This window comes from Micromonospora sp. U21, assembly GCF_018070045.1.
Lineage (GTDB): Bacteria > Actinomycetota > Actinomycetes > Mycobacteriales > Micromonosporaceae > Micromonospora.
The window spans coordinates 159,136-170,872 of the sequence record NZ_JAGPYK010000015.1; the positions used below are offsets into that span (position 1 = coordinate 159,136).

9 protein-coding genes are annotated in these 11,737 nt (G+C 72.2%); 3 read left to right on the forward strand and 6 right to left on the reverse strand.

Features of this window, described 5'->3' with window-relative positions; all coding sequences use genetic code 11:
- Positions 1–114: 114 nt before the first annotated feature.
- From KBX63_RS20650 to KBX63_RS20660, 3 genes are all read right to left on the reverse strand, one after another.
- Entirely contained in the window at positions 115–768 is a 654-nt protein-coding gene (locus tag KBX63_RS20650; RefSeq protein WP_210913073.1) for a GAP family protein, read from the reverse strand.
- A 51-nt stretch (positions 769–819) separates the two neighbouring features.
- Positions 820–2,199: an MFS transporter gene (locus KBX63_RS20655; protein ID WP_307871775.1), complete on the reverse strand. Its 1,380-nt coding sequence runs from the start codon at positions 2,197–2,199 to the stop codon at positions 820–822.
- A gap of 114 nt (positions 2,200–2,313) precedes the next feature.
- A complete protein-coding gene (locus tag KBX63_RS20660; RefSeq protein ID WP_210913075.1) occupies positions 2,314–2,574 on the reverse strand; it encodes a hypothetical protein in 261 nt (86 codons plus the stop codon).
- Between the two features lie 218 nt (positions 2,575–2,792).
- Between KBX63_RS20660 and KBX63_RS20665 the strand changes: the two genes are divergently transcribed.
- Both KBX63_RS20665 and KBX63_RS20670 read left to right on the forward strand, forming a co-directional pair.
- Positions 2,793–7,244, forward strand: coding sequence for a cation-translocating P-type ATPase (locus KBX63_RS20665; RefSeq protein ID WP_210913077.1), 4,452 nt, complete (start codon positions 2,793–2,795; stop codon positions 7,242–7,244).
- Between the two features lie 62 nt (positions 7,245–7,306).
- The gene (locus KBX63_RS20670; RefSeq protein ID WP_307871776.1) at positions 7,307–8,107 is read left to right on the forward strand and encodes an MBL fold metallo-hydrolase; all 801 of its coding nucleotides are present in this window, start codon (positions 7,307–7,309) and stop codon (positions 8,105–8,107) included.
- 220 nt (positions 8,108–8,327) lie between these two features.
- Here the strand turns inward: KBX63_RS20670 and KBX63_RS20675 are convergent, their stop codons facing one another.
- Both KBX63_RS20675 and KBX63_RS20680 read right to left on the reverse strand, forming a co-directional pair.
- Positions 8,328–8,747 carry a CBS domain-containing protein gene (locus KBX63_RS20675; protein WP_210913080.1) on the reverse strand — a complete coding sequence of 140 codons (420 nt, stop codon included), beginning with the start codon at positions 8,745–8,747 and terminating at the stop codon, positions 8,328–8,330.
- Between the two features lie 90 nt (positions 8,748–8,837).
- The gene (locus KBX63_RS20680) at positions 8,838–9,446 is read right to left on the reverse strand and encodes a hypothetical protein (RefSeq protein ID WP_210913083.1); all 609 of its coding nucleotides are present in this window, start codon (positions 9,444–9,446) and stop codon (positions 8,838–8,840) included.
- A 14-nt stretch (positions 9,447–9,460) separates the two neighbouring features.
- Here KBX63_RS20680 and KBX63_RS20685 point away from each other — a divergent pair, with 14 nt between their 5' ends.
- Positions 9,461–9,697, forward strand: a complete 237-nt coding sequence (locus KBX63_RS20685; protein ID WP_210913084.1) for a hypothetical protein — start codon at positions 9,461–9,463, stop codon at positions 9,695–9,697.
- A 342-nt stretch (positions 9,698–10,039) separates the two neighbouring features.
- Here KBX63_RS20685 and mraY read toward each other — a convergent pair whose 3' ends face one another.
- The gene (gene mraY, locus KBX63_RS20690; protein WP_210913086.1) at positions 10,040–11,143 is read right to left on the reverse strand and encodes a phospho-N-acetylmuramoyl-pentapeptide-transferase; all 1,104 of its coding nucleotides are present in this window, start codon (positions 11,141–11,143) and stop codon (positions 10,040–10,042) included.
- Between the last annotated feature and the right edge of the window lie 594 nt (positions 11,144–11,737).

The window sequence follows — 11,737 nt, forward strand, 5'->3', positions numbered from 1 at the left end:
GCGAAACCACGGCATCCACCAGCCCACCGATCCGTCCGACGCTGCCCGCGTCGCCCGTGGGCCACCTGCTGTTGACGGCGCGCCGGAACGACCCGTGACCGGGTGTGCGGTGGGTCATCCCGAGCGGATCAGGTCCAGCACGGTCAGCAACGCGAAGAATGCGATCAACACTTCACTGACTACCCAGGCGTGCCCCTGGGCCCACTCCCGCATCCGCGCCAGCACCCGTGCCGCTCGCTGCCCGAGCAGGAGCAGCACCAGCAGGGGCAGAGCGAGCAGCGTCACCGTGAGCAGAACGAACGGCAGCAGGTGCCACCACGGCAGGTTGTGCCGGGCCACGCTCGCCCCGACGGCGGCCATGGTCAGGTCATCGGTGGGCGTCACCACGAAGAGCAGCGCACCCAGTCGCAACGCCCAGGCCGGGTCGGCGTGCCCGATGCTCCCCAGCCACTTCGGTTGCCCGGCCCGGCCCCGGCGCAGCCAGACCACCACGGCGAGGCTGACCAGCAGGACGAGCACCACCAGATCGATGACGGGCCCGCGCTCGAGCCGGCCGGCGACGGCGGTGGCATCGGCGGCCAGGCCGCCCACCAGCCGGACGAGCAGCCACGCCACCGTCACCCCGGCGGCGACCACCAGCCCGGCGCCGGCGAGGAAGCCCAGCGACGCGGCCCGGGGACGGTCCGACGAGGCGAGGAAGACCGCCACGACCAACTGGGTCCCGGCGACCATCACCACGGCCAGTGGCAGGACGGTCAGGAAGCTCATCGCCCGCCATCCTCCCGGCCCACCGGCGTCGGACGCCGCGGAATCCACGGATCACCCGCCCGGGCGCGCGCTCCCGCCAACGACCACCCGGCCGGCCAGCAGTGCACCGAACAGCGCCAGCCCGGCGGCCACCACCAGGGTCGCCGCGTAGCTGGCCGGGCCCGGCGCACTCCCGGCGGCCAGCACCGCGCCGGTGAGCGCCAGCACGGTCGCCGCGAACAGCGAGTCGCCCAGTTGCAGCGAGGAGCTGTTGCGGCCCTGCTCCCCGGGGGCGGACAACTCCAGGGTGAGCACCGACAACGACGGATAGAGCAATCCCATGCCGAGGCCGGCCACCGCCCAGCCCAGCACGGCGACGGCCACCGGCAGCTCGGGCCGGACGGCCAGCGCCACCGTGGCGGTGCCGATCGTGATGCAGCTCAACCCGGCCCGCGGCAGGCTGGCGCGGGAGGCCGGCAGCGGGATCCGGCCCTGCAACCAGGAGCCCACCGACCAGGCCAGCGCCCCGACCGTGAGAACCAGCCCGGCGGCGGTCGGCGACAGACCCCGCTCCCGGGACAGCATCAACGGGATGACCACCTCGGCGCCGACGAACGCCGCCGAGGCCAGACCCCGCAGCCCGACCACGGTGGGCAGACCCCGGGCCGCCCGCAGGAACCCGGGCGGCAGCAGGCGCGGGGCGCAGACCAGCAGGCCGGCCACCGCGAGCGCGATCAGGACCACGGCGACCGCACCGCGCTGCTGTCCCCCGATGTGCAGCAGTGCGGCGCTCACCCCCGCCCCGCACGCCCACCCGATCCGGGCCGCCGCGCCCGCCGGCGGCCGGGTCGGCACACTCCGGTCCAGCGACCGCAGTCCGGGATGGATCAGCAGCACGGCCGGCACGGCCACCGCCGGCACCGCCAGGAAGACCCACCGCCAGCCCAGGTACTCCACGATCAGGCCGGCCAGCGCCGGCCCGACGAGCGACGGTACGACCCACGCCGCCGCGAACGCGGCGAAGATCCGCCGGTGCAGCTCCTCCGGGTACGCCTGCGCGACGATCACGTAGAGCGCCACCGAGAGCAGTCCGGAGCCGAACCCCTGCACCACCCGGCCGACGACCAGCGCACCCATCACGGGGGCGGTCCCGGCGATCAGCAGCCCGACCACGAACCAGGCGACGCCGTGCCACATCGGCCCCCGGGGCCCGCGCGCGTCGCACCAGATCCCGGACACCACCATCGCCAGCACGCCCGCGGCGAACGGGCCGCCGAAGGCGATGCCGTACAGCGCCAGCCCGTCCAGGTTGCGGGCAACGGTCGGCATCGCCGTACCGACCGCCAGTGCCTCGAACGCGAGCAGCGAGATCAGCGCGACGCTGCCCACCGTCATCGCCCGCAGCCGGGGCGCGAACAGTCCCGGCGGGGCCGGTACGGCGGTGGCGGTCACCGCGCACCCGCCGAGCTGTCGTCGGGCGGGCGGGTCCCCAGCGGTGTCCTCGGCATGCGCCCAGCCTGCGACCTCAACCCGAATTCATGTCAACCGGTGGTGACCCGCCTCTCGTCAGGCGTTCTCCAGTGCCTGCCCGACGCCCCGTACGAGTCCCGAAAAGTGCTGGTCCGACAGCAGGTGGCCGGCGGTGATCACCAGGGCCAGCGGCCACTCGATCACCTGGAGTGCGGCGAGCACCCCCAGCCCCGCGTAGTACGCGATCCGGTCCGGCGGTGGCACCGCCACCTCACCCAGCATCGGCACCTCCACCCGCCGGCTGTACGTCCGGACGGTCTCCTGCGCACCGTTCAGGTGTCGCGTCAGCGTGCTCATTCCGGCCTCCCCGTATCCGTTGACGTTCGCCGGATTCCACCGCCCATCCCGTCCATGCGCCGCCGACGGCGGAAAGTTCCGCTGCTCGCAGGGCATAACGGATGGCAGGCCGGGAAGCCAGGCCGCCGGACGTGAGGCGGTGGGAGGGCGGCGATGGGCGAGCGCAGGACCAGCGGCGATGGGGAGTCGGGCCGGCGTCCGTCCGGCCGTACGCCTCGATGACGGCCGCAGGCCGAAGCATCGGCCGCCTCCTGCCCTCCATCGGCGTGCCGAGTCTGGTCGGCGAGGCGTCCCGGACCGTGGGCTCGGCCGCGACCCGGCTGGCCCGGACGGCCGGCCTGACCCGGCGTCGGGTCTGGTCCCGGCCCGGCCGACACCACATCGAGGTGCACGGTGTCTGCCAGGACGGCGGTGACCGGCTGGCACGGCAGGTGGAGAGCGCGCTGGAGCGGCTGCCCGGGGTGGCCTGGGCGCGGGTGAACGCGCCGTCCGGTCGGGTGGTGGTGGCCGTGCAGGCACCCGAGCCCAAGCTGCGCGACCTGATCGCCACGATCGCCCGGGTCGAGCAGACCTGTGACCACGAGCCGGACCCGGAGATCCCGCCACCGCACCCACCGGAGGAGGGGCCGCGCACTCCGCGCACCCTCGGCGCACTCGCCTCGGACGCGTTGGGCCTGACCATCTCGGCGGCGACCCGGATCCTGCCGTTCGCGCCGTTGCCCGGCGAGGTCGCCGGCCTGCTTGCCGCAGTGGACCTGCAACCGAAGCTGCACGCGTTCGTCGGCAAACGCCTGAGCTCCGACCCGCGAGCCGACATCTTCTTTCCCCTGGCCGAAGCGGTGGTGCAGGGCCTGACCGGCCGCTGGACCGGGATCGTCCTCGATGGCGCCCAACGGGTGGTGCAGTGGGGCGAGGCGCGGGCCCAACTCTCCGCGTGGGAGAAGGCCGAGCCGCGGCTGACCGGCGACCCGGAGCGCGCTACGGCCCCGTGGCCGGTGATGGACCGCCCCCGGCCGAAGCCGCACGGCCCGGTCGAGCGGTACGTCAACCGGATGCTGGCCGCGGGCGCGGCGGCTGCCGCGGCCGCGGCGCCGTTCGCGGGCCCCAAGCGGGCCGCCGCGCTGGGCCTGTCCGCGCTGCCCAAGGCCCCGGGCGGCGGCCGCGAGGGGTACGCCGCCCAGCTCGGCCGGATCCTGGCCCGCCGCGGCGTGATCGCGATGGACCGCAATGTGCTGCGCGAACTGGACCGGATCGACACGCTGGTGTTGGACGCCGCGGTGCTCGGCTCGGACCGGGGCGTGCTGGCCGACCTGGCCCCGGCGCGGGGAGTGGACGTCGAGCAGGTGGCGGAACAGGCGTTCGCGTTGTTCGACCCGGCTGATCCGGCCGGCTCGCGGGCGGTGGACGGCTGGCGGCTCGCGCCACTCGACCAACTGCCCTCCGGCGACCCTGATGACACTCCGGACAGCGACCGGCTGCGGGCGACCGGTGGTCAGCTGCTCGGCCTGGCCCATGGCGACCGGCTCGCGGCGCTGCTCCGGGTCGAACCGGAGCCCGCGCCGGGTGTCGACGGCCTACCGGCCGCGGCCCGACAGGCCGGCCTGCGGCTGGTCGTGGCCGGCGGTGACGAGCAGCGGTACGGCTTCGCCGATGCGATGCTGCCCGGCGGGGACCGGCTGACCGACTCGGTACGCGCGTTGCAGCGCGACGGGGCGGTGGTGATGCTGGTCTCCGCGGACCGGTCGGCGCTCGGCGCGTCCGACTGCGGCCTCGGGGTGTCCGCTCCGGAGGAGCTGCCGCCGTGGGGTGCGCATCTGCTGGTCGGGGCGGACCTCCGGGTGGTGGCGCTGCTGGTGGAGGCGACCGGGGTGGCCCGGCGAATGACCCAGCAGAACATCCGACTGGCCATGGCCGGCACCGGTCTCGGGGCGCTGGGCGCGTTCACCGCCGCCCCGACCCAGTTGCCCGGCAGGTCACTGGGTGCCGTGAACGGCGCGGCCGGGCTGGCCTTCGCGCACGGCGTCTGGCGGGCTCGGCGGCTGCCGGACCGGTCGGACACCCCGGCGCCAGTGGCGACCGCCTGGCACCTGATGCCGGTCGGCACCGTGTTCGACCGGCTCGGCACCGGACCGGACGGGCTGGACAGCGCTGAGGCGCAGCGTCGACAGGACGGGCACGGCGGGCGCGGCGGCGACGCACCCGGAAGTGGTGGCCTGCTGCGTGCCTTCGTGGACGAGCTCGCGAACCCGCTCACCCCGGTGCTGGTCGCCGGCGCGGTGCTGTCCGCGTCGTTCGGCTCGCTGGTCGATGCCGCGCTGGTGGGCAGCGTGGTCGGCGGGTCCGCCCTGATCGGGGCCGTGCATGAGCGCAACACCGAACGGTCGCTGGCGGAGCTGCTGTCCCGCTCGGCGGTGACCGCCCGGGTCCATAGGGACGGCGCCGAGCGGGTGGTCGCCGCCGAGGACCTGGTCCTCGGGGACGTCATCACCGTCGAGCCGGGTGATTCCGTGCCCGCCGACTGCCGGGTGCTCGAATCGGTGGGGCTGGAGGCGGACGAGTCGTCGCTGACCGGCGAGTCTCTGCCGGTCGCCAAGAGCGACCGACCGGTGGTCGCCGCCACCGTCGCCGACCGGCACTCGATGCTGTACGAGGGCACCACCGTCGCCGCCGGGCACGGCACCGCCGTGGTGGTGGCCACCGGCGCCGACACTGAGGCCGGCCGCAGCCTGGCGCTGGTCCGGCAGGCGCCACCGGCCAGCGGGGTGGAGGCCCGCCTGGGCTCGTTGACCAGCGCCGCCATCCCGTTGGCGGCCGGCTCGGCGGTGGCGGTGGCCGGCGCTGGCCTGCTCCGGGGCGTACCGCTGGCCGAGACGGCGGCGACCGCCGCGAACCTCGCCGTGGCGTCGGTGCCGGAGGGGCTGCCGTTCCTGGTCAGCGCGGCGCAGCTGGCCGCCGCCCGCCGGCTGGCCGAGCACGGCGCGCTGGTCCGCAACCCGCGCACCATCGAGGCGTTGGGCCGGGTGGATGTGCTCTGCTTCGACAAGACCGGCACTCTCACCGAGGGCCAGTTGCTGCTCGCCGGGGTCGGCGACAGCGTCGGCGACCGGTACGCGCCGGTGGACCGGCTGGACGACCGCCTCCGGTTGACGCTGGCCGCGGGCCTGCGGGCCACCCCCGCCGCGAATGACCCGGAGGAGCTGGCGCTCCAGACCGACCGTGCGGTCCGGCGGGGCGCCCGGGTGGCCGGGGTGGTGGAGCAGACCGGTGCCGCAGGCTGGCGGGCCGCCGGCGGGCTGCCGTTCGAACCCTCGCGCGGTTACCACGCGAGCATCGGGGAGACCGACGGGCACCTGCTGTTGAGCGTCAAGGGTGCCCCGGAGACGGTGCTGCCGCGCTGCTCGGCCCGGCGCACCGATAGCCGCCAGGAGCCGCTGGACGACGCCGGCCGGGCGGAGCTGCACCGGATGCTGGCCGATCGGGCCGGTGCGGGGCACCGAATCCTGGCCGTCGCCGAGTGCGAGGTGGACGACCCGAAGGTGGCCGACGGGGACGTCCGGGACCTGACCTTCGTGGGCTTTCTCGCCCTCGCGGACGGGGTCCGGGAGAGTGCCGCCCCGGCGGTACGCCGGATCCGTCAGGCCGGCGTACACACCATCATGATCACGGGGGACCATCCCGCCACCGCCGAGGCGATCGCCGCCACCATCAGTGAGCACGACGAGCAGCGGGTGGTCACCGCCGGCGAACTCGACCAGCTGGACGACGAGGCGCTCGCCGAGCGGTTGGCCAACACCGACGTGGTGGCCCGCTGCACCCCGACGCACAAGGTACGGATCATCCAGGCGTTGCAGAAGTGCGGGCGGACCGTGGCGATGACCGGCGACGGTGCCAACGACGCCCCGGCGATCCGACTGGCCGACGTCGGGATCGCCCTCGGCCAGCGGGGCACCCCGGCGGCTCGGGCCGCCGCGGACCTGGTGGTCACCGACGACCGGCTGGAGACCATCATCGCCACCCTGGTCGAGGGGCGGGCGATGTGGTCGTCGGTGCGGCACGCGCTCAGCATCCTGGTCGGCGGCAACCTCGGCGAGATCGCGTTCAGCGTGCTCACCGCCGCGGCGACGGGCCGTTCCGCGCTCACCGGACGGCAGTTGCTGCTGGTCAACCTCCTCACCGACCTGGCGCCGGCGCTCGCCATCGCGATCCGCCCGCCCGCGTCGGACCGCACCGACGGCCTGCTCCGGGAGGGCCCGGACGCGTCGCTCGGCGAGACGCTCACCAGGGAGATCGGGCTGCGCGCGGCGGCCACCACGCTGGGCGCCACCGCCGGCTGGACGTTGGCCCGGTACACCGGCCGCCGTCAGCGGGCCGGCACGGTCGCGCTGGTCTCGCTGGTCGGCACCCAGCTCGGCCAGACGATCCTGGCCGGCGGCACCAGCCCTGCGGTTCTGGCGTCCACGGCGGCGTCCCTGGGGGTGCTGGTCGTGGTGGTGCAGACGCCGGGGGTGAGCCAGTTCTTCGGCTGCACCCCGCTCGGACCGGTCGGCTGGACCATCGGGGCCGGGTCCGCGCTCGGTGCCACCTTCGCCAACGGTGCGCTCACCAAGCTGGTGGAGCACCTGCCGCAGACCCGGCCCCACGGCGGTGGAGCGAGCGACTCCGAGGGCTGACCGCCCGCCCGCGCATGCCCGCCCCATGCCGGGGTACCGCAGCACGGGAGGAGGTGGGCACGGTGACGGAGCAGCCGCGGGTGACGTTCATCGGTACCGCGACAACGGTGCTACGGATCGGCGGGTTCACCCTGCTGACCGATCCGAACTTCCTGCACCGGGGCCAGCGGGCGTACCTGGGCAAGGGCATGTGGTCGCGCCGACGCACGGATCCGGCACTGCGGATCGCCCAACTCCCGGAGCTGGACGCGGTGGTCCTCTCCCACCTGCACGGCGACCACTTCGATCGAGTGGCGCGCCGCGACCTGGACCGCGAGCTGCCCATCGTCACCACCCCAGCGGCGGAACGCAAGCTGCGTCGCTGGGGATTCCGGGCCGCGGAGGGCCTGCCGACCTGGTCGTCCCGGGAGCTGCACCGCGACGGTGCGACCCTGCGGCTGACCTCGATGCCCGGCAAGCACGGCCCGGGTCCCCTGGACCGGCTGCTGCCCGATGTGATGGGCACGATGATCGACGTGGAGCGCGCCGGGCGACGCGAGTTCCGGCTCTACGTCACCGGCGACACGCTGAACCGGCCGCTGCTCGCCGCCATCCCCGAGCGGTACCCGGACATCGACGCGATGCTGATCCACCTCGGCGGCACGAAGGTTGCCGGGATTCTGCTCACCATGGACGCCCAGCAGGGCGCCGACCTGGTGGAGTTGCTTCGGCCGAAGCTGACCGTGCCGATCCACTACGACGACTACGGGGTTTTCCGCTCACCGCTGGCGCACTTCGTGGACGAGGCCCGACGCCGGGGCTGGTTGGCGCAGGTACGCACCATCGCCCGTGGTGAGACCGTCCCCCTCACCTCGCCCGCCTGACCGCCTGCGGCCCGCGCACCCCACGACCGGCGGCGGACGGCCACCTCCACTCAGGAGCGCTATACCTCAGAGTCATATTGATACCTCAGAGTCATCACGCTCGACACGGACTCACCCCCGCGGCGGCCCTCTCGGCCCGACCCGCCGATCGAAGCAGGCACCAGCACACCGATCGTCGTCACCGGCCGGCCGGTGACGACGATCGAGGGACGGACGACGGTCAGCTGCGCTCGGAGATGGCCTCGATGAGGTCACCCACGGGTCGCTCCGGCAGGGACCGGGCCACATCGGCCACGGCCACGATGCCGACGAGCTGATGCCCGTCGATCACCGGCAGCCGGCGTACCTTGTGCCGGCCCATGGTCCGCAGGATCTCGGCAGCGTCGTCGTCCGCGCCGATGGTCACCGCCTCACCCTGGGCCAGCTCGCCGGCGGTCACGTTGGCCGGGTCGCGACCCTCCGCCAGCACCTTAACGACAATGTCGCGGTCGGTCAGCATGCCCTTGAGTCGGTTGTCGTCGCCGCAGATCGGCAGCGAGCCGACCCCCAGCTCGGCCATCCGCTTCGCGGCCGACTTCAGGTCGTCCTGCTCACGTACGCAGCTCACGTCGTTCGTCATGATCTCGCGTGCGGTCGGCATTGGTCTGACACCTCACTTCCGAGGGGGGTTGTTGCTGTTCCTCCTACCCCGACCGCCCTCGACCATGCGAACGAACCGGCCGCGCGCGGCTCACTGCTCCGCGCCATGGGCGCAGTTCGACGGAGGGTCTTCACCGGCCACAGTGAAGTCCGCACAGGTGACAAAGCGGTAATTGAAGTGCCCGACGAGAAGGCCGGTCAGCGCCACGGTGGCGACGATCGCCGCCACCGTGAGTTTGAGACGACGGCCAGGGAGAGTGAAGTACTCGGGCGCGAGCAACCGTAGGACAATGGCCGCCACGAACGGCACCACGGCGAGGGAAGCGACGTTCAGCACCCGGTCGGCGATCCGCCCCACGTCCCCGAGGGGGTGTGGCACGGCGAGCCGCAGCAGCAGGAGCACAAACGGGGGCAGGAAGAGAAGCAGCACCCAACGGTGGGTGTGCACCTGGCGGCGAAGCAGGATAACGCTCAGCAGCACCACGAGGGACAGCACGAACAGTTCCTGCCGCCGGTAGTAGAAGATGGTCCGGTGGGCGCCGAGGGTGAACGCGACGTCCCAGGCGTACAGCGAGGCACCGAACGCGATCGCGTAGAAGCCCCCCAGCTTCTGTTCCGCGGTCCCCCGAAGGAGGTCGTCCTCCTCGGTGAGTTCTCGCGACTTCTCGGCGGCTCGCTTGGCCGGACGCTCCCCGCTCATGCCCCCTGCAAATCGTGCTCGTCGCCCAGCCGTGGCGGTTCAACGCCTCCGAGTGCCAGAGCGGCATGGAAGCACGAGAATCGAGCGGGCGGCTGGTTCCCCGCGCCCTCTATGCCGGTAAACGATCGCGAGTCGCGTTCCGCCTCGGGCCAGGTCGGTGCGGCTGCTGGCGTGGTGACGGCCAGCCCGATGATGACGTGGCCTCTGCCTCGGCCGTCGATCAGATGCTGAGCGACGTGGTGGCGGCGTGACCGCTCGGCTGCACCCGGGACCGAGATCAACCGAAGTGCTGGTGGAGCCCAGGGGACTCGAACCCCTAACCCCTGCCTTGCAAAGGCGGCTCCATGGATTGGGCGCTTGCCGATAGGTGCCGGCGGGTGGCGTTGGCGTCAAGAACCTTGCTGTCTTGTGCCGGCGGTTGTCGACCGTTGTTGCGCGTCTCGCTGACGTCTTGCTGACGGAGGAGGGGAACGCCGGAGGCAAGAGGTACCCAAACAGCTTCGGTCACAGCCACCCCAGCTGGCACCCGGGTGGGGAACCAGGCTGCCAGGTGGATCACCGTCGGTGGCGCGACAAGGCTTGTCGCGTGGCTCTTATCCAACGACCGCCAGAAAATCCGAGTAGAACAGGCCCAGGCCGACCGCCACGCACACGCCGGCCACGATCCAAAACCGGACCACAATATTGACCTCGCTCCATCCGGCCAGCTCGAAGTGGTGGTGCAACGGCACCATCCGGAAGACGCGTCTACCGGTGGTCCGGAACGAGACGATCTGGATCACCCAGGTCGTCGTGATGATGACGAAGAGCCCGCCGATCATGATCGAAAGCAGCGTGGTGCGGGTTACCACCGCGAGCCCGCCGATCAGGCCGCCGAGTCCGAGCGCGCCCACGTCACCCATGAAGATCCGCGCCGGGGACGTGTTCCACCACAGGAAGCCCACGCAGGCGGCGGCCGCCGCCGCCGCGATTATGGCGATCTCCAGGGGATCCCGGACCTGGTAGCAGTAGTCGTTCACGCGGCCGTACGCGTCGTCGGCGCACCAGTGCCGGTACTGCCAGAAGCCGATCAGCGCGTACGCGCCGAGCACCAGGATCGACGCGCCGGTGGCCAGGCCGTCGAGGCCGTCGGTGAGGTTCACGCCGTTCGACATCGCCGTAATCACGAAGACGATGACCATGACCGCGCCGACCTTGCCGACGTCGAGCCAGCTGATGTCGCGGATGAGCGAGATGTGCTCGCTGGCCACGGTCTGGCCGTTGGTGCTCGGCACGTAGAGCGCGGCGATGCCGAAGCCTGCGCTGACAATCGCCTGCCCGAGCAGCTTGCCTTTGGCGGACAGTCCGTCGGAGTTACGCTGGCGCACCTTGAGGAAGTCGTCGAAGAAGCCGACCGCGCCGCAGAAGACGAACAGGCCGAGCAGCACCAGGGCCGTCATTGTCGGGCCCTCCTGCGCGATCTGCCGCTCAGGCAGGGTGGTCAGGGCGATGTGCCCGGCGACGTAGGCAAAGACGGTCGCCACGATGAAGACGACGCCGCCCATCGTGGGCGTGCCCTTCTTGCCCTGGTTGCTGGCGAGCCCGATGGATCGGATCGGCTGGCCTGCCTTGAGCGCGGTGAAGACGCGAATCGCCACCGGCGTGCCGAACAGGGAGATGATGAACGCGACCGCGGCCGCGACGATGACCGCCCTCACGGGCGAACCTCCACGCGATCCGGACTTCTCACGGCGTCCCCACCGAGCTTCCAGATCAGCGCCTGACGTCTCGACCTGAGCTGGCGGTGCAGATAGTCCTTAGCGAAGTCATGGATCATGAGGCATGAGCTTGCCATCCGACGGCGAGCGGAGCAGCCCGGGACCTCACAGCGCCGTGGTCCGTAAACTCGCCGACGCGCATCCGACGACGATCTTGCAGGCCAAGCCCGCTTGACCCGCTGGAGGAGTCCGGAGGTGTTGCTTGGGGGCTCTGAGTCGCAGCTCAGGGCCCCCATATACGACCGTTACCCAGTCCACGCGTTGAGCCAAGCAATCGGTCTGAAGCTGACCGGAGCTGAGGCCGCGGCCATCATGGTCGCCGCTGCTGGTCTGCTTCAGTCGATGCGCAGAGAGAACACCAAGCGGTCCAGGCGTTAGAGCGGCAGCGCCAAACTGACGGCGTAATGCCATCCCGATGCTCCTATGGAGGTCAAGGGGTGAGGGCGGCGAAGTCGGCGCGTAGGGCCGTGTAGACGTCGCGGACGATGTAGCGCTTGAGGCAGCGCAGGATCTCCTGCTTGCTGAGGCCTTCTG

Coding starts and splice junctions, on each gene's coding strand:
- KBX63_RS20650 (WP_210913073.1), bottom strand. CDS start 768: ATGAGCTTCCTGACCGTCCTGCCACTGGCCGTGGTGATGGTCGCCGGG.
- KBX63_RS20660 (WP_210913075.1), bottom strand. CDS start 2,574: ATGAGCACGCTGACGCGACACCTGAACGGTGCGCAGGAGACCGTCCGG.
- KBX63_RS20665 (WP_210913077.1), top strand. CDS start 2,793: ATGACGGCCGCAGGCCGAAGCATCGGCCGCCTCCTGCCCTCCATCGGC.
- KBX63_RS20675 (WP_210913080.1), bottom strand. CDS start 8,747: ATGCCGACCGCACGCGAGATCATGACGAACGACGTGAGCTGCGTACGT.
- KBX63_RS20680 (WP_210913083.1), bottom strand. CDS start 9,446: ATGAGCGGGGAGCGTCCGGCCAAGCGAGCCGCCGAGAAGTCGCGAGAA.